The organism is Vibrio sp. 10N.222.54.A3 (genome assembly GCF_041474095.1).
GTDB lineage: Bacteria > Pseudomonadota > Gammaproteobacteria > Enterobacterales > Vibrionaceae > Vibrio > Vibrio crassostreae_C.
On record NZ_JBFRTN010000033.1, the window covers coordinates 12,887 to 34,555 of the forward strand.

At 43.6% G+C, this 21,669-nt stretch carries 18 protein-coding genes and 1 tRNA gene; 8 read left to right on the forward strand and 11 right to left on the reverse strand.

All coding sequences use genetic code 11. The features are described 5' to 3' along the window. Positions 1–77 precede the first annotated feature (77 nt). The 4 genes from dcuC to AB4507_RS08875 form a co-directional block, all read right to left on the reverse strand. The gene (dcuC, locus tag AB4507_RS08860) at positions 78–1,445 is read right to left on the reverse strand and encodes an anaerobic C4-dicarboxylate transporter DcuC (protein ID WP_017062608.1); all 1,368 of its coding nucleotides are present in this window, start codon (positions 1,443–1,445) and stop codon (positions 78–80) included. Between the two features lie 377 nt (positions 1,446–1,822). After that, on the reverse strand, positions 1,823–2,074 hold the full coding sequence (locus tag AB4507_RS08865; protein ID WP_133151380.1) for a hypothetical protein: 252 nt from the start codon (positions 2,072–2,074) through the stop codon (positions 1,823–1,825). Between the two features lie 23 nt (positions 2,075–2,097). Continuing rightward, on the reverse strand, positions 2,098–2,298 hold the full coding sequence (locus tag AB4507_RS08870; RefSeq protein WP_080582262.1) for a hypothetical protein: 201 nt from the start codon (positions 2,296–2,298) through the stop codon (positions 2,098–2,100). 232 nt (positions 2,299–2,530) lie between these two features. Continuing rightward, entirely contained in the window at positions 2,531–3,247 is a 717-nt protein-coding gene (locus AB4507_RS08875) for a GntR family transcriptional regulator (RefSeq protein ID WP_004731293.1), read from the reverse strand. Between the two features lie 317 nt (positions 3,248–3,564). Between AB4507_RS08875 and mngA the strand changes: the two genes are divergently transcribed. The 4 genes from mngA to manA all read left to right on the forward strand — a co-directional run bounded on the left by mngA (position 3,565) and on the right by manA (position 10,777). Beyond that, positions 3,565–5,499, forward strand: coding sequence for a PTS 2-O-a-mannosyl-D-glycerate transporter subunit IIABC (mngA, locus tag AB4507_RS08880; protein ID WP_372182548.1), 1,935 nt, complete (start codon positions 3,565–3,567; stop codon positions 5,497–5,499). 236 nt (positions 5,500–5,735) lie between these two features. Then, positions 5,736–8,375 (forward strand): mannosylglycerate hydrolase, encoded by a 2,640-nt coding sequence (gene mngB, locus AB4507_RS08885; protein WP_372182549.1) that lies wholly within the window; start codon positions 5,736–5,738, stop codon positions 8,373–8,375. Positions 8,376–8,420: 45 nt separating this feature from the next. Continuing rightward, positions 8,421–9,587: a glycerate kinase gene (locus AB4507_RS08890; protein ID WP_372131598.1), complete on the forward strand. Its 1,167-nt coding sequence runs from the start codon at positions 8,421–8,423 to the stop codon at positions 9,585–9,587. A gap of 2 nt (positions 9,588–9,589) precedes the next feature. Beyond that, positions 9,590–10,777 (forward strand): mannose-6-phosphate isomerase, class I, encoded by a 1,188-nt coding sequence (gene manA, locus AB4507_RS08895; RefSeq protein WP_017070588.1) that lies wholly within the window; start codon positions 9,590–9,592, stop codon positions 10,775–10,777. A gap of 231 nt (positions 10,778–11,008) precedes the next feature. Here the strand turns inward: manA and AB4507_RS08900 are convergent, their stop codons facing one another. Further along, entirely contained in the window at positions 11,009–11,299 is a 291-nt protein-coding gene (locus tag AB4507_RS08900; protein WP_017062602.1) for a putative quinol monooxygenase, read from the reverse strand. 239 nt (positions 11,300–11,538) lie between these two features. Then, on the reverse strand, positions 11,539–12,681 hold the full coding sequence (locus AB4507_RS08905; RefSeq protein ID WP_372182551.1) for an acyl-CoA desaturase: 1,143 nt from the start codon (positions 12,679–12,681) through the stop codon (positions 11,539–11,541). A gap of 166 nt (positions 12,682–12,847) precedes the next feature. Between AB4507_RS08905 and AB4507_RS08910 the strand changes: the two genes are divergently transcribed. Further along, positions 12,848–13,393 carry an N-acetyltransferase gene (locus tag AB4507_RS08910; protein ID WP_017062600.1) on the forward strand — a complete coding sequence of 182 codons (546 nt, stop codon included), beginning with the start codon at positions 12,848–12,850 and terminating at the stop codon, positions 13,391–13,393. Between the two features lie 169 nt (positions 13,394–13,562). On the opposite strand, the gene AB4507_RS08915 is transcribed toward AB4507_RS08910, so the two are convergent. The 5 genes from AB4507_RS08915 to AB4507_RS08935 all read right to left on the reverse strand — a co-directional run bounded on the left by AB4507_RS08915 (position 13,563) and on the right by AB4507_RS08935 (position 17,936). After that, positions 13,563–14,588, reverse strand: coding sequence for a GGDEF domain-containing protein (locus AB4507_RS08915; protein ID WP_372182552.1), 1,026 nt, complete (start codon positions 14,586–14,588; stop codon positions 13,563–13,565). A gap of 282 nt (positions 14,589–14,870) precedes the next feature. Continuing rightward, positions 14,871–15,806, reverse strand: coding sequence for a ribosome biogenesis GTPase YlqF (ylqF, locus tag AB4507_RS08920; RefSeq protein ID WP_009845440.1), 936 nt, complete (start codon positions 15,804–15,806; stop codon positions 14,871–14,873). Positions 15,807–15,973: 167 nt separating this feature from the next. After that, positions 15,974–16,288 (reverse strand): cytochrome c, encoded by a 315-nt coding sequence (locus AB4507_RS08925; RefSeq protein WP_372127122.1) that lies wholly within the window; start codon positions 16,286–16,288, stop codon positions 15,974–15,976. An 88-nt stretch (positions 16,289–16,376) separates the two neighbouring features. Then, positions 16,377–17,381 carry a low-specificity L-threonine aldolase gene (gene ltaE / locus AB4507_RS08930; RefSeq protein WP_372055212.1) on the reverse strand — a complete coding sequence of 335 codons (1,005 nt, stop codon included), beginning with the start codon at positions 17,379–17,381 and terminating at the stop codon, positions 16,377–16,379. A gap of 39 nt (positions 17,382–17,420) precedes the next feature. Beyond that, positions 17,421–17,936 (reverse strand): NUDIX hydrolase, encoded by a 516-nt coding sequence (locus tag AB4507_RS08935; RefSeq protein WP_372110487.1) that lies wholly within the window; start codon positions 17,934–17,936, stop codon positions 17,421–17,423. Between the two features lie 288 nt (positions 17,937–18,224). Here AB4507_RS08935 and AB4507_RS08940 point away from each other — a divergent pair, with 288 nt between their 5' ends. The 3 genes from AB4507_RS08940 to AB4507_RS08950 all read left to right on the forward strand — a co-directional run bounded on the left by AB4507_RS08940 (position 18,225) and on the right by AB4507_RS08950 (position 21,609). Next, the gene (locus tag AB4507_RS08940) at positions 18,225–19,880 is read left to right on the forward strand and encodes an ATPase RavA domain-containing protein (protein ID WP_017067123.1); all 1,656 of its coding nucleotides are present in this window, start codon (positions 18,225–18,227) and stop codon (positions 19,878–19,880) included. Between the two features lie 11 nt (positions 19,881–19,891). Then, positions 19,892–21,337, forward strand: coding sequence for an ATPase RavA stimulator ViaA (viaA, locus tag AB4507_RS08945; protein WP_017064542.1), 1,446 nt, complete (start codon positions 19,892–19,894; stop codon positions 21,335–21,337). A gap of 198 nt (positions 21,338–21,535) precedes the next feature. After that, positions 21,536–21,609 (forward strand) — tRNA-Cys (locus AB4507_RS08950). Positions 21,610–21,669: the final 60 nt, after the last annotated feature.

The window sequence follows — 21,669 nt, forward strand, 5'->3', positions numbered from 1 at the left end:
GCCTTTTTGTTTACGCATTTTATATTCAGTATTGGTGTTCGTTTGTTCTTCGCTCTTTGAGATTAGAAACTTAAGGCTTACGCCGACATTGGAACCAATACAAGCGTACCGAAGATAACCGTAATAAGACCACAGATTACGGGTACAGACGTACGTTTTACGACTTCAAATGGGCTGATTTTACCCATACCAGAAGTCGCTACGATTACGCCAGATACTGGTGAAATTGTACGACCTAGGTTCGATGCTTGAAGCATTGGGATGATTAGGAACGCTGGGTTCAAGCCCATTTTCGCCGCTAATGATGGAGCCAGTTCTACGAATGCATAGAAAGGTGCATTACCTGAACCTGTCGCAATTGCCGCAGCAACCGTTAGACCTGTGAGGATAAGCATCAATGCGATACCGCCTGCGCCTGCAGATTCGGCAAGACCGATTAGGTTATCAATTGCACCGATAGACATTAGACCTTGAGCAAATACGCCCGCCGCAACCAACAGCATTACCACGCCTTTGAACGCGTCAGCCATGCCTTGGTAGCAAGAGTCTAGATCTTCTAGTGTTTTCTCGCCGTCAAACTTCTTAACAACGTAATCGATAACTGCGCCTACGAAGATAGAACCTACCACAATAGTGTAGATATCAAGTGAAAGCCCTGGAATCGTACGACCGTTGAATAGGAAAACGCCGATGATAGGTAGGAATGGAAGTGCAGCGTAGAAAGCCGGCGCCGTTGTTTCGATTTCAGAAACGTCTACTTTTTCCATTGGTGTGTTTTCTTTCTTATCTAGGTATTTGTTCCAGAAGAAAGCCGCACCCGCCATCACGATGATCGCACAGATAGAAACAGGCAGTACCGTTTGAACAGCAAACACATCAAGAGACATGCCTGATTTTTCTGCCGCGATAACCACATCACCAGACGTTGGTGAAAGAATGATGGCTGCAGGTGACGCACAAACTGCAACTGCCGCTGGGCGAGAAATACCCATTGCCGTCATCATTGGGAATAGGGTTGCCATCAATAGCACACCAAGACCCGTTGCAGAACTTACTGCTAGAGACATCAGACACGCTACGATGTAAGCCGCAACAAGAAGTACATAGGGAGATTTGATCGCAGCAAGCGGTTTAGAGAACTGTTTCACTACCACGTTGTTAGCACCAATGTGCGTCATGTAAGAAGCAAAACCACAAAGAAGCATGATTTGCATGCCTAGGCCGCCCCCGCGGTACTGAAGCATGTATTTAACAAATTCTAGTGAGTCGGTAACCATGTTACCTGTTGAAGCTACCTTAGCTGGTAAGACTGTGTGACCAATAAGGCCGGTGATAAGAAGTAGGGCAAGGCCAGCAGTTAGTAATACACCCGCCGCTTTATAGCCTTTTACAATAAAGTAACCAACAGCAATAGTAATCACTAATCCGATCAAGAGCTCTAACATATAAATCTCCACAAAGTTTAAAAAATATAAGAAAGTGTTTCAGAATATGACAATGAATGTACAGAAAACTGCACTGTGGCACGAGGCATAGTTGAGGTTGATATGATCTAAGACAAACATTTTTTTCGATGTTAATTGTGGTTGTAAATCGTGAATAACTACTGTTGTTTAGATGTTAATAAACAAATTTTGTGGCTTGTTAGAATATAACTTGGATCACCTTTGGTTGTTCTATTTGCATATGGTGGTGTTGTTTTATAAATCGCGAGTATTTTTTGTACTTTGGAAGGAAACGTGTAACGAAGTGGGTATTTATCGGAGTAAAGAGGTGAGAATCTTAGCTTTTAAGCTTACTTACATTTAAAGATTACTTATGTTTAACGCCTACTTACTTCCCATAAGTAAGCGCTAAAACACAAGTTATAATAAGGCGATTCTTCAGCTTCTTCGTTTAACTCAGAACCTTCATTTAATACGACTTCGTCCTCGAGTACCACTTCTTCAACTTCTTCTGCGAATAGGGGCATAGAGAAAGCGATTAGAACTAAAGGTAGCTTTGGTAGGAATCGTGTGTATGAAATTGTATTTGCTAATGGGTGCGATGTTCGTGAGATAGTGTGTTTCGACATAATGGTTTTGTATATAAAGTGATTTAACACGACGAACTAAGTGTTAGTCTGATGAGTAGACAGTGATCGAATCGAACCGTTGGCATTGTCGGCGCAGGTTCCATCGCAATCGACTCCCAATTCATTTTTGGGGTCGGAATGGTATGCACGGATTGGATTAAGTGGAGGTGCTGATTGAATAAGCTCACTTCACTTACAGCGTCCTCAAGTTGTTTGGTATTCATCTACATTCCTGTCGACTGTTGTTCTTGTAATTTGGCGCTTAGTTTATGGTCAAAGCGCCAGAACAGTATTTAAATGAATGTGAATGATCTTTCGTGAGGTTACTTGATATTGGTTTAGGAATATTTGGGTAGGAAAGTTGGTTTTATGATTGAGTTAACAGCATAGAAACACAGAGAACAAGGCGCTCTCTGTGTTGGTCATTTTGCTATTATCGAAACTCGCTGATGAGCATTATCTCTGGCGTCTTGCGACCAAAGTGAATCGGTAATCGTTAGATGTGAAGTAGTTGCGGCTGTATTCAAATACTGTGTTGTTAGCTAGGTAACCACGAGTACGTTTTTCAATAATCGGTTGAGCAGGGTCAATACCTAACTGTTTAGCAACGTCTTCAGGCGGAAGAATCGGTACCAATTCCTGCTCACTTCGATCAATCACCATGCCTTTGGTGTTCTCAATAAAGTCGTATTTTGATGTCTGCATCACTTGATAGGTGAGATCTGGGAATAGGGCAACAGGTAACCAAGTTTCTTCAACCGTGATTGGATTGTTGTCTATGAAGCGAACACGCTTTACGTAGAAAACTAATTCGCCTTCTTTAATATCTAGATGTTCAGACATCGCCAAAGAACAGGGCTTCATTTCAAAGGCTAGAACATCACTGTGTGTAACCACATCCAAATGCGCCCACTTTTCTTGAAAGCTCGACTGTTTGTAGATGTCGTAATTGATCTTGTTCTCTTTGACGTAAGTACCGCTGCCTTGAACGCTTTCAAGCTCATCGTTTTCGATCAGTAGTTTCAGTGCTTGCCTAACCGTTACACGGCTTACCGAGAATACTTCACGCAATTGCGCTTCCGTTGGGAGTGCTTCTCCAACTTTATATTCACCAGAACTGATCTTTTCTCTTATTGCATCGGCGATTTGGCGATACATAGGGAGTCTTGCCATTTTTGCCTCATTTGTGCGCTAGGACAACTAGACTTTGATTAACAACCTGTACCTTAAATACGTAAATTTGCTCTATATAAGCCTTGCTTTAAAGGTTAGTGTGAGCGTCGTATCGGCGTTTTGTAGTACATATAATACAAATTAAACGATACATAACAAGCTTTCTTAAAGGATTTACCAATACGATTTAAATACAAATTAAATACAAATATGTATTGATGAGATCGTGATCACGGATTAAATGTCTTGAAGTTGTATTATTCTTCTCGTCGACAGGGACGACTGTCGTACTAATCCGTGACTATGGGACAAAGGTTATGAAACTTACTACTCTAACGAATAAGTCGCTCGTAAATCTGCAAACTACGTTTAGCAGTCGAGAAGAAGCGATTTACGCACTTGCTGACCAACTGGATCAGCAAGGCAAACTGCATAACAAGCAAGAGTACCTTGATGCAGTATTTGCTCGTGAAGAGCAAGGCCCGACAGCGCTTGGTGAAGGCCTAGCAGTACCGCATGGCAAGACTGACGCGGTTAAAGAAGCTGGCTTCGCTGTAGCAACGCTTAAAGAAGACATGAAATGGAAAGGCTTGGATGAAGACGAAGATGTAAATCTTATCTTCCTAATTGCGATTCCAAATGCAGAAGCGGGTTCTACCCACATGCACCTGCTGACCGAACTGACAACCACATTGGTTGATGACGATGTTCGTGAAGCAGTATTAAAAGCAACAACCGCTGATGAAATCTTCGCGCTTCTTGATGGCGATAATCAGCAAGAAGAAAAACAAGACAACTTAGATACAAATGCGCCGACAATTGTATGTGTTACTGCTTGCCCAGCAGGCATTGCTCACACCTATATGGCGGCTGAGTACCTAGAAAAAGCGGGAAAAAAGCTTGGCTACAAGGTTCATGTTGAAAAGCAGGGCGCAAATGGCATTGAAGATCGTTTGACGGCTGAGCAATTAAACAATGCCGTGGCTTGTGTATTTGCTGCTGAAGTCGCGATTAAAGAAGCGGATCGTTTTAATGGAATCCCTCGTGTTGAAACGCCAGTTGCAGAACCGATTAAACACGGTGAACGCATTCTAAATGAAGCGATTGAAGAGTCGAAAAAAGGTAACGGTGCAGAACGCACAGTGGCTACTGATGACAAACCGAAAAAACTGCCACTGAAAACTGAGCTTAAACAAGCGCTGCTTTCTGGTATTTCTTACGCAGTTCCTCTTATCGTTGCTGGTGGTACTGTTCTTGCGGTTGCTGTTCTTATCGCGCAAATTTTTGACCTGCAAGAGCTTTACGCAACAAAAGATTCTTGGTTATGGATGTATCGTAAATTAGGTGGTGGCCTACTGGGTACATTAATGGTGCCAGTACTGGCAGCTTACACAGCTTACTCATTAGCCGACAAACCGGCACTTGGTCCTGGTTTTGCTGCGGGTATTGCTGCAAACATCATTGGTTCAGGTTTCCTAGGCGGTGTTGTTGGTGGTTTGATTGCTGGTTACGTAATGCGTTGGGTAAAAGAGCATGTTCGCTTGGGTCCTGCGTTTAACGGTTTCCTCACTTTCTACCTTTACCCTGTGATTGGTACTTTGGTCGCGGGTAGCTTGATGCTGTTTGTTATCGGTAAACCTGTTGCGTTCTTAAACCAAGGTTTAACGGACTGGTTGAACGGTATGTCAGGCACCAATGCGTTGTTATTGGGTGCAATTTTAGGTCTGTTTGTATCATTCGACCTAGGTGGCCCGGTAAACAAAGCTGCTTACGCATTCTGTTTAGGTGCAATGGCAAACGGTGTTTATGGTCCTTACGCAATCTTTGGCTCAGTAAAAATGGTATCGGCGTTCACTGTAACGGCTTCAACCATGATTGCTCCACGCTTATTCAAAGACTTTGAGATTGAAACCGGTAAATCAACTTGGCTACTTGGCCTAGCGGGTATTACTGAAGGTGCAATTCCAATGGCGATTGAAGATCCAATCCGTGTAATCGGTTCGTTCCTACTAGGCTCTGTAGTGACAGGCGCGATGGTTGGTGCGGCAGGTATTGGTCTATCGACTCCGGGCGCAGGTATCTTCTCTATCTTCTTGTTACACGATTCTGGTTTGGGCGCATTCTCTGCTGCTGCAATCTGGTTTGGTGCTGCGATTGTCGGCACAGTGATTTCAACTGTTACTCTTCTGATGTGGCGTGGTCATGCTGTAAAAAAGGGTAAGTTTGAAGCAAGTACTGCAACACAGAACTAACTGAATTTTGAGTTAGCTCCTAACTCACTGCGAAATCAATATATAAAAAATAACAAACAACTGGCTGTCCTAAATACCTGTGCTCCTAACGGTTTTATTCACACAGATTCTGGGCGTGGTTTTCTGCACCCTAAATTTAGTGGCAGCCAATTTTAACCCCTTGAAAAACTTTAATTTAGTCGTATTTGGGTTCGAACTTTAGTTTTACTCGAAGCGACACATTTAGGTAAATGATTATGACTACATCACGCGTACATATTACTCCACACATGCACTGGGATCGTGAATGGTATTTCACAACAGAAGAGTCTCGCATTCTTCTTGTGAACAACATGGAAGAAATCATGAACCGTCTGGAGAGTGATCCAGAATACAAATACTACGTTCTAGATGGTCAAACCGCTGTTCTAGAAGACTACTTTGCGATCAAACCAGAGAACACAGAACGCGTAAAAGCATTGGTTGAAGCGGGCAAGCTTATTATTGGCCCTTGGTATTCTCAAACCGACACAATGCAAGTTTCTGGTGAGTCGATTGTGCGTAACATGATGTATGGCATTCGTGACTGTATGAAATTTGGCGATGCAATGAAGATCGGTTACCTACCAGATTCATTCAGCATGAGCTCACAGCTGCCGATGATCTACAACGGTTTCGACATCACGCGTGCAATGTTCTGGCGTGGTTGTTCAGAGCGTCATGGCACGAATAAAACAGAATTCTTATGGCAGTCTAATGACGGCAGTGAAGTGACTGCACAAGTGCTTCCACTGGGTTACGCGATTGGTAAATACCTTCCGCAAGATGAAGAAGGTCTACGCGCTCGTTTAGATAAGTACTTCCCAGTGCTAGAAAAGCCATCGGTGACTAAAGATATCTTGCTACCGAACGGCCACGACCAAATGCCGATTCAAAAAGACATCTTTGAAGTAATGGACAAGCTTCGCGAAATCTACCCAGATCGCGAGTTCTCAATGAGTCGCTTTGAAGAAGTATTCGAGAAAGTAGAAGCAGCGCGCGACCAACTCGACACAATCAAAGGCGAGTTCAACGACGGTAAATACATGCGTGTTCACCGTACGATCTCTTCTACGCGTATGGACATCAAACTGATCCACGCAGAAATCGAAAACAAGATTGTAAACATCTTAGAACCGCTAGCGTCTATCGCTTGGACATTAGGTTTTGAATACCACCACGGTTTGATTGAGAAAATGTGGAAAGAGAGCATGAAGAACCACGCTCATGACTCTATTGGTTGCTGTTGTTCAGACAAGGTACACGCTGAAATCTTAAACCGTTACATCCTTGCTGACGACATGGCGACCAACCTGATTCACTTCTACAAGCGTAAGATTGTTGACCACATGCCAGATCGCGAAGGTTGCGACAAACTGGCGATGTTCAACCTTTCTCCATACGAGCGTGAAGAAGTGGTGAACACAACCATCACTATCCGTGCTCAAGAATTTTCTATCTTTGATGAAAACGAAAACCCAGTTGAATACTTCATCCAAGACAAGCGCCAAATCGACCCAGGTAAAGTAGACCGTCAAATCGTTCACTACGGCAACTACGACCCTTTCATGGAGTTTGATATTCAAATCAAACGCACTGTACCAGCGATGGGTTTCACCACGTTACACATCCAAGGTAATGAGAAGGGCGCAGTTAAAGTCGCAGAGCAGAAAGACTACTTGCTAGAGAACGAATACTACCGAATTAATGTAAACGACAACGGTACTCTGACTATTTTCGATAAAGAGACAGAGCAAGTATTCGACCAAGTACTTCGTTTGGAAGACGGTTCTGATGACGGTGATGAGTACGATTACTCTCCATCTCGTCAAGAATGGTTACTGTACTCAGATGAATTCCCGGTAGAAACATCAATTGACCACCAAGGTTTCCAATCGGTAGCAAACATCGCTTTCCGCATGAACGTGCCAGCAAACCTTACAGAGCGTGAAGAACGCACGGGTCAAAATGGATTCGTTGAAGCGCAATGCCAAGTGGTATTGAAGCAAGGTTCTCGCCGCATCGAAGTCCGTATGGAATTGGACAACCAAGCCGACGACCACCGTGTACGTGTATTAGTACCTACGCCATTTATTTCTGAAACTGTGGTAGCAGATAACCAGTTCGGTTGTATTACTCGACCAACCAATGACCCTGCAATGGCGGTTTGGGAAGAAGAGAAGTGGAAAGAAGCACCGGTTCCTGTGTATCAGTTAATGAACTTTGCTGCGCTAGAAAACGGCAAAGCGGGTATGGCTATTATGTCGAATGGTCTGCGTGAATTTGAAGTGATTGCATCTAAAGGTGACGAAAATAGAGATACCTTCGCACTGACACTATTCCGTGGTATTGGCGTGTTGGGTAAAGAAGAGCTATTGCTTCGTCCGGGGCGTCCTTCTGGTATCAAGATCCCGACCCCAGATTCACAAGTGCGCGGCAAATTAGTGTGTGAATTCACACTGTGTGGCTTCTCTGGTAACCATATTGACGCGAACATCATGGCGCAAGCACGTGACAATGTCACTCTAATCGAATGCTACAACAAGATCCCTTACAACGCGATGAAGCTCAACGTGGGTGAGCAGAACCTACCTATGAGTTTTAGCCTTCTGTCTAAGCAACAATCAGGCGCGGTGTTGAGTGTGCTGAAGAAAGCGGAAGACGAAGATGCACTGATCATGCGTGTCTACAACCCGGCAGAATCGGGTTCAGTATCGGATTCAATCTCTTTTACTCAAGCGGTTTCAAGCTGGAAAGAGACAAGCATGGACGAGCGCGTACGCGAAGGTGATGTAGCATCTGAAGAGTTCGGCCAGATAGCACCTTGCCAAGCAAAAACATTCCAAATCAAATTCTAATTTCGATAACCCGCTCACCTTGGTGGGCGGGAATGGTGAACGACAATGAAAATTGTAATTGCCCCTGATTCATTTAAAGAATCACTCGACGCTCATCAAGTTGCGTCTTGCATTGAGCGTGGATTTGCCGATGTTTTCCCTTACGCAGAGTTTGTGAAAATGCCACTCGCCGATGGCGGAGAAGGCACGGTAGACGTGTTGCTAGAGGCGCTCAATGGTAAGAAGCAACTGCTGCACACGACGGATCCAATCGGGCGTGAATGTACGGCTTATTGGGCTTCGTTGGAACAGACTGTTGATGGCGCCAACGTAAAAACTGCCTTGGTGGAATTTGCTCAAGCATCGGGTTTAGACCTATTAACCGTAGAAGAAAGAGCACCGTTAACCGCATCTTCGTTTGGTACTGGGCTATTGATCAAAGATGCGCTAGATCAAGGTGTTGAACAAATCATTATTGGTTTGGGCGGCAGCGCAACCAATGATGCAGGTGCTGGCATCTTACAAGCGTTGGGAGGCAAGTTATTAGACAAGCAAGGCAACGAGCTATCTGGTGGCGGCGCCGAATTAAGCCGGTTAGCAAGCATCGATCTTGAAGGACTGCACCCTAGATGCAAAGAAGTGACGTTCGTGGTCGCGTGTGATGTGAATAATCCATTATGTGGCGAAAGCGGAGCCAGTACTGTGTTTGGTCCGCAAAAAGGCGCATCAAAAGCTCAAGTTGAACAACTTGATACTGCGATCGGGCACTTTGCCGATATCGCTCAAGCACATACGGGTACTAATCATCGCGACACAGCTGGATTTGGTGCTGCTGGTGGTACACCTCTGGGGTTAAGTCTTGCATTCAATATCCAAATTAAAGCGGGTATTGAGATGGTATTAGATGCCTTGGATGCAGATAAGGTTCTTGAAGGTGCTTCACTGGTCGTGACCGGAGAGGGGCAGATGGACAACCAAACCCTGCAAGGTAAAACACCTTTCGGCATCGCTCAGCGAGCTCAAAAGTTGAGTATTCCAACCATTGGAATTGCGGGCTCTTTGGGGCAAGACGTTGAAAAACTTTACGGCTCAATGTCTAGCTTATTTGGAACCGTACGTTCACCTCAGTCTTTAGACCAAGTTTTATCAGAAGCGAATCAAAACCTGACTCGCACTGCCCGTAATATCGCCGCCACGCTCAAGCTTGGTAGCCAGATTTTTAATGAGAAGTAATTATGTCTCTATTTAAACTCGACAACGTTATTCAAAACTACGCATGGGGAAGCAAAGACTCCATTAACCAATTGTTTGGTATTGTGAACCCAAACCAGGAACCTCAAGCAGAAATTTGGATGGGTGCTCATCCAAATGGTTGTTCAAAGGTAGGCGATACCGGTGAATCGCTTTCTCACATGATTGATGAAAACAAAATCGATGTCTTAGGCGGATACACGGCGGCTCGTTTCGGTGAATTGCCTTTCTTGTTTAAGGTGTTGGCCGCTGAAACACCGTTATCGATTCAGGTTCACCCGAACAAGCGAAAATCAGAATTAGGTTTTGAGCGTGAGAATGCACTTGGTATCCCTTTGAATGCGTCTAATCGCAACTACAAAGATCCAAACCATAAACCTGAGTTGGTTTATGCGTTGACCTTCTACAAAGCGATGAATGGCTTTCGTCCAATCGACGACATTATTGCCTTGTTCGAAGAAGCGGATATTCCTTCGTTAGCGATTGAGCTTAATGTACTAAAAGCCAATGCCGACAGTGATTCTTTGAAGTCGTTCTTTAGCGCCATTATGTCTCTTGAAGGTGACCGCAAAGCGTCTGCGCTTAATGAGCTTTATGCTGCACATGCGCGACCAGCCAAAACGGTCATGGGGCGTGAAGCTCTTCAATACAGCATCGAATTCAAACAGCATTATCCTGGTGATATTGGCTTATTTGCGCCATTAATGCTTAACACGGTTGAACTGGCGCCGGGTGAAGCGATGTTCCTATTCGCAGAAACCCCACATGCTTATGTTCAGGGTACGGGTTTAGAGATTATGGCAAACTCAGACAATGTGCTTCGTGCCGGTCTCACCCCCAAGTACATAGACGTTCCTGAGCTTATCGATAACACAATCTTTGAGCCGATTAAGCCAGAAGATATCCGCCTTAAGCCTGTATTGAAAGAGGGCAAGATGAGTTATCCGATTCCAGTGGATGACTTTGGCTTTGATATCTTGTCTGCGACTGATGAGAGCAAGTCACAGTATCTACGTAGCGCGGAGATCTTGTTCTGTGTGGAAGGAGAGGCGACCGTCACTTCAGAAGGGCGGTCAGTTTCTCTTAAGCCCGGAGAATCGGTCTTTGTAAGTAGTAATTCAAGTGTTTACCAATATCAAGGGAATGGCATTTTGGCTCGTGCTTTTAACTAGTGCCCCCGTGCTAGCGATCAGCAAAAGAAATGTCAGAGTGCCACTGTAAAGTGGTACTCAATATTGGATTGATGGTTGTTACCTATCTGTCTTTGACAGTCATGATTATTGGCCATACCCGCTACTCTGGCGGGTTTTTTCATTATTAGAATGAGCAGATATAAGCTTGTAGAAAAGACAAACCCTGCGATCAGAGCAGGGCTTTTTATTGAATTAGTACTGAGTGACTGGTTAGGCAATGTGCGTCATTTTATTAAGCACAAAGGTTTCAATACAACCTTCAGTCGCAGCCATGTAGTCAGCGATGTGTTGGCTCGCTAAGTGTTTCTCTAGATGAACTTCAGACTCCCAGTTCTCATGAAAAACGAAGTGAGCAGGGTTACTGTTATCTTGGTGCAGATCGTAGTTAATACAGCCGTCTTCAACACGGGTTTTATCGATCAATTTAATCATCTCAGCTTTTACAAGCTCAGTTTTGTCTTCTTTAGAGACGATCGTTGCAATAATAGTCAGTTTGCTCATTTTCAATTCCTTCGCTTTAAACTCGGTAAGTTTAAGTAATATAAGTATAAATTCAGAATGAAGAAAGAGTTCTGAAATCCAATAACTATGGTTCTTACCATCCACAATTCAAACTCGAGAGCATAGGGCCAGAGCCGAGTAGGTTATGCTTATTAAAAAAAGCCCTCATAGCAATATGAGGGCTTTTGAATAAGAATCAAACTGTGTTGTTACTGGGGTGTTAAGCGTACTGTCTTACCTTAAGCGTATTGCTCAACCGTCATTGCCCAATTTTTCTTCTGTTGTTCGAAATTCATTTTGATTTGCTGATAACGAACCTTAAGAACAGAGTGTTCGTACTTCTTCACAACGTCTTCGCGCTTGCTTTCAAGTAGCTGTTTTTTAACTTCGTAATATTCGTTCATGTTTGATACTAGAGCATCAAACTCTTGTTGAAGCTTCTCTGAGATTTGTTGCTTGTCGGCACGATGCATGATTTTTTGCTGGGTGCGTTTAAGTAACATTGACGCTTCAGCTTTCTCAATACGAGCTTGAGGGGTTTTCTTAAGCTTACTTGCCAGTCCCATCAACGAAGCACTCTTGATCAGCCACTTTGTTGGATCGTATTGCCACCAGTAGATGCCGTTACGGTAGTCGTTCTCAAAGATGTGGTGGAAGTTATGGTAGCCTTCGCCAAAAGTAAGAACCGCTAACACACCGTTATCACGCGCTGTGTTTTTGTCAGTAAAAGGTTGGCTACCCCAGATGTGAGCAAGAGAGTTAATAAAGAATGTGGTGTGGTGGTTAAGTACCAAACGAACTGCACCTACGATTAACAACATGCCAATCACGTCACCGTAAATCACGCCTAAAGCGATAGGAACACCGAAATTCATTAGTAATGCTAACAGAACATAGTGCTTGTGCTGCCACATAACAATCTTATCTTTTTTAAGGTCACGGCAGTTTTCGTAGTTTTCGTACATTGAGGTGCTGTAATTACGAATCATCCAGCCAATGTGTGAGTACCAAAATCCACGTTTTGCAGAGTATGGGTCTTTGTCGTTGTTATCGACATGCTTGTGGTGAACACGGTGATCAGAAGACCAGTGTAGCGCGCTGTTCTGCAGGGCAAATGCACCACCTAATGCAAACAGGAATCTTAGGCTTGAATGCGCTTCAAACGCTTTATGTGACCATAAGCGGTGATAACCTGTCGTGATTGAAAGGTTACAGAACGTAAAGCAGATTGCTAGCCATATCCAGTGCTCCATGCCATAGCCAAAAAAGTAGCCATAAACGGGAGCCGCTACAACAGCAAGCAGCATACTAAAAGAGAACACAAAAATATTGAGCCAGATTAATGGCGGCTTTTTTGTAGATTGTTTGTCGGCACTATTCATTAGCAAATTTCCATTGGGCTTACATCTGTGCGCTAGAATATCAGCGTACACGTGTAAGTCAATATTGAAAGTGTAAACGTGTATTAGTATGTTTTGCTTAAATATTGTATAAAGGTAGTGTGAAATGTAGTAGCAAGTCATAAATGGAAGTACTAAGGGCTAATAAATGGAAATTAAGGTAGCTGAATATAAAGATTATGAGCGGATTGCCCAATTACACGCGGATAGCTGGAAGCTATATTACCGTGGCATTCTTGCTGATGATTACCTAGAACATGATGTTTTGGAGGACAGATCTGTTATTTGGCAGACTCGTTTGATTAATCCTCCTTTCAACCAACATGTTTTATTGCTTGAGGAAGGCGGTTTACTGGTTGGTTTTGTCTGCGCGTTCGGTAATCACAACTTTGAGCGTGGTACGTTCATCGATGCGTTACATGTAGATAATAATTATCGTGGACGAGGTGTAGGCAAGCGTCTGTTGTCTGAATTGTCGAAGTGGTTGCAGCAATACTATTCGGACTCAGGGCTTTACCTAGAGGTGATGTCTGAGAACCACCAAGCGATTGCTTTTTATCAGGCGATTGGTGGCAAAGAAGAACTAGAGCAAGTTTGGAACGCACCATGTGGCAGCCAAGTGAATGAAAAAGTGATTTCTTGGAGCTCTCCCGTTGAACTTGAACAGAAAACAGCGAGCGTTGTGTATTCTTAGTCGATTCTTGTTGAATACTGTTTTTTTGCTGAGTAGCAGGTTCTTAACGAAGCTATTTTAAAGCAGAAGAACAAAGACAAAAGCCCCGAGTATTAAGTTGCTCGGGGCTTTTTTGATTGAATTAGTGGTCGTTTTAATGATTCGCAAAGATGCGTGAAATATTGGGCGATTAATCACACCATGTGATCTTATTCCTACCGCCTTTTTTCGAAATGTAGAGTGCTTGGTCAGCGTCGTCGATAAGCTGCTCGACAGAACCAAGGGCTTGAGGGGCATGTTTCACACCGATTGAAATTGTTACTTCTAATCTAAGGCGAGTAGGGGATTCTAAAAGGGCATTAACCAGCGATTCAATTGAAGCCTCGGTTTCTCCTTGGACCAGCACCAAAAACTCTTCACCGCCGTATCGAAAGCAGTTACTGCTAGTCGGTAGTCGTTTTTGAATCTCATCGGCCAGTTCTTTAATCACCATGTCACCCATTTGATGGCCGTAGGTGTCGTTAATCGATTTGAAATGATCAATATCTATCATGAGCGATGTAATGGATCGCTGACGGTCTATGCTCGGTTCTATCACCTGATGAAGATAAAGGCGGTTGTAGCAGCCCGTTAGTGCGTCTTGATAGGAAAGGGCCTCGAACATATTAGATTGCTTGCGAAGCTGAATCGCTTGTTTGCGGAGTTGCTCGGATTGAGCGAAACGTTTGTGTACTTCCAGGTCACGTCTAACACAGGCCGCTGAGATTAGGATGTAAGCCGAGATATAAACGGAAATTGTTTCTATTTCATGCTCTGGCTCCGCTTCATAAAGCAGTGGCGCAAGGCCGATGAGATAAGCCAAAAAGATAAACGACAGCGTAGATATACTGTATCTGGCTGACAATCTTGAAAACGTACCAATGTAGATCATCACTAAAATGATGCCACCTTGGTAATCGAAGTTGTTCAGCTCGATGGCTAGTCGACCGACATAGACCAAGAAAAGTGAGCTAATTACAAGGAAGGCACTTTCTACGAGTTCCAAAACGTTGGGTTTGTTTGTAATACAGTATCTGGCGGCGGCCATCATCAATAAAAAAAATATGACTCGGAAAATGATAGGCGTAATGCACTCGCTACCAAAGTGGATGTAGTCGGTGACGATAAAAGCACAGAATATTGAGATAGGGATGTAGATGAAATTTATGTACGGCAAATAAATTTCATTATCGAAATAGGTTTTAAATCTTTGATTCTTGAACCCAGAATAAGAGCGCATTGAGAAATTAGCCGAGATTGATACACAATAATTTGCGTAGTATGTCACAGTCTTTGGGATTGTAAACGACCATTTCTATAGATTTGTCAGTATGTTAGCTAGATCAACAAACGGTAGCGGGCAATATTCACGCTCTATTATCGATAGAGCGTGAATATCTAGAGGCTGGTGTAAGAGTGGTAAACAGAAATTAAAGCAGATTATAAAAACTAATCGCGATTAACGCTTGTTCTTCAGGTAACGCTTACGACGCTCTTCTTTTTTCTTAATCTGTTGTTCCGCTTTCAGCGCAGCCGCTTCTTCAACTTCGATCAGCTCTTGTGTGATCATTTCTGGCAACTCAAGCGTTACCTTACCTAAAGTGCCATTACGCAATTCGTGAAGCAGGATTTCTGAACATTTGTGAATGTCGATATGACCACCGGCACGAAGTGCACCACGCTTACGGCCAATCGCTTCCATCAGTTCGATGTCAGACTCAGGCAGCTCTTCAATTTGGTAGCGCTCTTGCAAAAGGTTAGGGTACTGTTTTGCTAAGTACTCGACCGTGTAGAATGCCACTTCATCGTATTCCATTGCCGTATCTTTTACCGCGCCAGTAGCGGCTAGGCGGAAGCCACTGTGTGGGTTTTCTACTTTAGGCCAAAGGATCCCAGGAGTATCTGAAAGGATCACGCCGTTTTGCAGATTGATACGTTGTTGGCGACGAGTTACTGCAGGTTGGTTACCAGTTACCGCAATCGTACGTCCGGCCAAGCAGTTGATGATTGTCGATTTACCTACGTTCGGGATGCCCATGATCATCGTGCGAATGTTCTTGCCCATCTGTTCACGGTGCGGTGCCAGTTTACGCACTAGCTCCATAACGTGGTTAACTTCTTCTTTAGCGCTGGTGGTAATCGCAATAGCCTTAACACCTTGCTCTTTTTCGAAGTGCTCAATCCAACGCTCAGTTAGCTCAGGGTCTGCAAGATCGCGCTTGTTTAACACTTTTACACAAGGCTTATCGCCGCGCAGTGAAGAGATCATTGGGTTTTCACTACTGAACGGGATACGAGCGTCCAGTACTTCGATGATCACATCAACTTGTGGGATAACTTCTTCGATTTCTTTACGGGCTTTATGCATGTGACCCGGAAACCATTGAATAGACATAGAGATAAACCTTGATAAATATATTTGCTGCACATTGTAAGGGTTGGATGATACGTGTAAAGGTATATCTATCCCGACCTTCAATGAGCTCAGTGAGTTTGCTTGAAGTATAGGCGACTTGGTGATGTTTATTTAGCTGATGATTGACCTATTGAAGGTGGGAGCCGCTAATATTGTAAAGCGTAAAAAGCCGCTATGTCTTTCAAATCTTGATCGTTAAGCTTACTTAGTTGCGCTCGCATCATATCCGCGTAATCGCCCTGCCTATCTCCGGTTTGATACGCTTTCATTGTATTAAAGAGATAGGTTGGATCTTGGCCAGAAAGCTTAGGATAGGAGTTATTAGTCGATTGACTGGTAGGGTTATGACAAAAAACGCAGCTTGGTGATTTAACTTTACCTAGTTCAGCGTCGCCAAAATCAGAGGCATGAAGGTTAGAGGAAAGAGCTAGCAATATTAGAGCGAAGGTTGGGTAATGCACGTTTTTACTCCGGTAAAAACATGATTATAAAGCTTCCCCTAAGAGGAAGCTCAAGTCTTATTTGTTCTGGGTGAACATTTAGTATGGCTTAAAGCGCATTTTCCAACTTAGTTAGGAAAGTAGCGATGTCTTCTGAACTGATATCTCTATGAGTAACAAATCGAACAGGGTTCCCTGGTGACATCGTAATGCCTTGTTCGCCCAGTTCGCGTGCGATTCGGTTGATATCCACAGACTCATCTAACTTAGCAAATACAATGTTAGTTTGAATGAAATCAGGGTTAACAGAAAAACCTTCTAGTTTGCTTAAACCAATCGCTAGATTTTTTGCGTTCTCGTGGTCAGCTTTAAGTTGAGTAACGTTCTCTGTTAAAGCCATTTTTCCCGCTGCGGCAAGAATACCTGCTTGGCGCATACCGCCACCGACCATTTTACGTAGTCGACGTGCTTTTGCGATGTATTCTTTGTTGCCAAGAAGTAATGAACCAATAGGAGCGCCTAAACCTTTCGATAAGCAAATCGTCATAGAATCGAAATGTTGTGCGATCTCTTTGATGTGTACATCTAATGCGACTGCTGCGTTATAGACGCGCGCGCCATCTAGGTGCATTTGAAGTCTGTGTTGGTTTACGAACTCACGTGCTTCCGCTAGATAAGACATTGGCAGGACTTTACCATTGATCGTGTTTTCTAAACTAAGAAGCTTGGTACGAGCAAAGTGGCTGTCGTCGGGCTTAATCGCAGCGGCAAGCTTTTTAAAGTCTAAAGTACCGTCTGGGTTATTCTCGATTGGTTGAGGTTGGATAGAACCAAGGACCGCAGCGCCGCCAGCTTCGTATTTGTAGTTGTGCGCCTGCTGGCCACACAGATATTCATCACCACGCTCACAATGCGCCATTAAGCCAAGAAGGTTGGCTTGTGTACCTGAAGAGGTAAACATTGCCGCTTCAAAGCCTGTCTCATTTGCTGCCCACTGTTCTAGTTCGTTGACGGTTGGGTCATCGCCATAAACATCATCGCCCACTTCTGCGTTTGCCATTGCGTCACGCATAGCTTGCGAAGGTTTAGTTACGGTATCAGAACGAAAGTCCATGTTTCTCTCCTAGAGTACTTTAGGTAGCCATATAATTGGCTATAGATGGCCACATAGTTGGGCTTTACTTAAACAAGCGATAGTTTTGGTATCAGTGATTTGATCGTGTCGTATTTTACCGTGCAGTTCTTCTAAACTCAGTTCGATCACTTCTATTACTTCATCGTCATCGCATTCAAAGCGGGTAGTGAGGCTTAAGTCTTTTGCGACAAACAGATGTTGTATCTCATCACAGAAGCCAGCCAAAGGGGTGACTTGCCCCAAGCTTTGAAAAGAAGTTGCACTGTAACCTGTTTCTTCTTCCAGTTCGCGTTGGGCACATTGAAGAGGTGTCTCATCTATTTCCATCGTGCCTGCGGGTAGTTCCAAAAGCCATTTCTTTAGAGAAGGGCGGAACTGGTTAATGAGGATGATTTTTCCAGACGAAGTGATAGGAAGAATAACTGCCGCGCCAGGGTGATTGATTGTTGTATGTTTTACCACGACGTTCGTAGGGAGCGTCACGTTCTCTTCTATGAGAGAAATACTTTTCCATTTATGGATAACTTTACTCATGCAGTCTGGCCACATTCCTTGCCAATTTTTCGTATAACGGAAGACGTGCACCACCATAACGTCTATGGTGTCGAAAATAAAAGAAAAATTAGGGTTAGCAATAGATTTAGTTTCACGCCGTTCGTGATGTTACTCTCATAATTGGAATCTATGATTGCGCCAAAATTACCGACGTAACCATCTGATATAAATGCAACTCAATAATAAAATACACTTGTAACAAAGTACTAACAAATGTATAAAAACATATCTACACTCTCAATTGTTCAAAGATTTTCGGAGTAACGCATGAACCCTTCTATTTCTTCACATGCTGACAAGGCGCTACTCTCTGAAAGAATCAATAAATTAGCGCATGCTCTCTCTGATGGAGTCTATGAAAGAGAAGACACGATTAAGCTATGTTTACTGGCTGCATTGGCTGGTGAAAGCGTGTTTCTATTAGGCCCTCCGGGCATTGCAAAAAGCCTTATCGCAAAACGTCTTATTCAGGCTTTTGACAACAGTAGTTATTTTGAATATTTGATGACACGTTTCTCTACGCCAGAGGAAGTGTTCGGCCCGCTAAGTATCCAAGAATTAAAAGACAACGGTCGTTATGTAAGGCTGACCGAAGGTTACCTACCAACAGCACAAGTTGTATTCCTTGATGAGATCTGGAAAGCCGGCCCTGCAATCCTAAACACGCTACTTACTGTCGTTAACGAAAAGACTTTCAAAAACGGCAGTGATATTGAACGTGTACCGATGCGTCTACTAGTATCGGCATCCAACGAACTTCCAGATGAAGACAGCGGCTTGGAAGCACTTTATGACCGTATGTTGGTACGCGTGTTCGTGAACCGTATTCAAAACAAACAAAACTTCAAATCGATGCTGACGACGGGTACTTCTCAAGAAGCGGTAATTCCAAAAGGTTTGGCGATTACGGACATTGAATACCATCAATGGCAGAAAGAGCTCGATAAGCTGGAACTGACAGACAATTCGTTTGATAAGTTGTTTGAACTAAAAACCATGCTTGAAGAGACGGTTAAGAAGCAAGGCTCTGCTTCAGAGTCAGAATTGTATGTATCAGACAGACGCTGGAAGAAGGCCGTTAAACTATTGAAAGCGAGTGCGTTCTTCAGTGGTCGCGATAGCGTGAACCCGCTGGATATTATGCTTCTGCAAGATTGTTTGTGGCATAGCCCAGAATCACGTGATGTGGTTCGTAGCGTGGTGAAAGACTTTGCATTGAACCGAGCGTTTGATCAACAAGAGTCGAAAGCTCAAATTGAAATGTCTCGTGAAGAGTTAGAAGAGATTCAAGACGATGTTGAATCAACGTTGTCGGTGTCACTTTCTATGGAGTCAACCAGTGGCTTGTTGCGTAAAGATGTTTACCAGAATGACATCAAGAACGCGAAAATGTACAGCGTGGGCAGTGCTTACAATCTAGTGAAACTGGTTATGCTGCAAAGCAACATGTCGGTTTCTGAATCTGAGAAAGGCGATAGCCGTTGGGTATACGTAGCCAAAGACGATTTTGATCGTGTTCTTAAAGAAGGTCACGGTGATATTTACGGTTACGTAAACGAAAATAAAAACCTATGCCGTTTAAAACTCGACTTGGATGCATCAAACCAATTAGTGATTAAAGACATCGCCAATCGCTCTGTATTGGTGAGTGTGGTTACTACTGACGGTTTAGACCAAGAACTGTACAACAAGTGGTTGAGTGGCGCTGAGAAAGCCTTAGAACAGTTAACTGAAGCTGAATTCAAGTTAAAACGCGTTCGTACTGAATTCCATGATGCATTACCTCATAACTATATTGACCCTGATTTACCAAAAGCGATGGAAGCAAGTTTGCAATCGGTAACGCAAGATCTTGAAACCACGAAAGTGAAGAGTGCCAAGATCGCTCAGCGTATTAAGTTTATGAGCCAGTACTTCGAGTAAGAGGAGAGCATATGTTAGGAGCAGACGGCTTAAACCTCGCTTTGATGGTAGCTGATTCCGGAATCATTGATACCGCGATGAATGATCTCATCGCTCGTTCTCAAGTCATGATGGCTGCAGAGAACAAAGGTGTGAAAACATCAGTGAAAAACCACTTAGTTAAATGGCGCGGTAAAGTTAAAAAACGCGTCACCAAGGTGTGTGAAACTGATCGATTCCAAGAGGAAATCGCCCTTTATCAAGAAGTGATTTACTGGGATGAACCTCAGTTCTTTGATGAGATAGACAGTGTTATCAAAAAGCTCGAGTGGCACTCAGCGTTTTATCTACAAGCTCGACGCCTTATGGAGAACAACAAGGGTGTTTATAACGCGATGTTTCCACACTACTTTTGCGACCAATGGTACCAATCACTTTCTGATGCGATTAAACAAGCTCAAGTAACTGAACTTGAAACAAGCAAAGAAAAAGTCTTAGCCGATCTTTATCAGCGCATGGAAACCATGAAAAACATGGATAAAGTGACTGAGTCGGGTGATGAAGGCAGTGTAGGGCGCTTGTGGGACATGGCTTCTGCCAAATTAAGCAAAACAGACCTTACCATCATGAAACGTCATGCTGAGTTCTTGAATAAGCACAAGGGCTTGCAAGAGATCGCTGAAAAGCTAGGCCGTATGGCTGGTGAGGAAGATGATCCTTCGCTACACAAAGCCCCTGTAGAAGAATTGCAGGTGGTTGAAGAGAAAAGCGATGAAGCGGTCGATGATATTGTCGGGATTCATGAAAGTGATGACCTTAACAAGATGCTGCCAAACGAAACCATGTTCTTAGCTTATCCTGAACTTGAGGTTATCTTTTACAAGCACTTGGCCGACAAGCGTTTACTGAGCTATCGCTCGCAAGGTAAATCACGCACGTTACGCAAAGTGAAGGCGCAAAAACCAGATAGCAAGAACATCGATATTGAAAAGGGCCCGTTTATCGTCTGTGTGGACGCTTCGGGTTCTATGAGTGGTTTCCCTGAGCAGTCTGCTAAAGCAATGGCTTATGCCTTAATGCAAATTGCTCTTGCAGAAGAGAGAGACTGTTATGTGATTCTTTTTTCTTCTGAGCAGATTACCTATGAGTTAACAAGGCAAGATGGCCTACGTGAAGCGAGCGACTTCTTAAGTTACTCATTCCACGGCGGTACGGATTTGGAACCTGTTCTCATGAAGTCGATTGACCTAATGACTGGTGATAAATACAAGAATGCCGATTTAATCGTACTTTCGGATTTCATTGCACCGAAACAATCTGACGAAATGATTGCTCAAGTTGAAAAGTTGAAAGAACACAAAAACCGTTTCCATGCGGTGAGTCTTTCTAAGTATGGTAACCCTCAACTCATGACCATGTTTGACCATTGTTGGGCGTATCACCCAAGTCTTGTCGGTCGTTTCATGAAGAAGTGGTAACGTACGACACCTAAATTTAATCCATTTTGCTGTGTGTTTTTTGATTGAAGAGATCGAACATGCAGCAATTTGATTTAAATGTCAGCAAACGGAATTTAAATTCACTTTTTTGTTTGACTATCTCTCCTCAATCCGTAAAGTAGGCACCCGAACACAGCGGTGCGATTTACTTAAGTCCCTAAAGTGTCGAATTAAAAAGGCGCCTTGGCAGAGTGGCTATGCAGCGGATTGCAAATCCGTGGACCTCGGTTCGACTCCGGGAGGCGCCTCCATTCTTTCTCTTAGTTTGATAATTTAAGAGATAATAAGAATGAAATGCGATACTAGCTCAG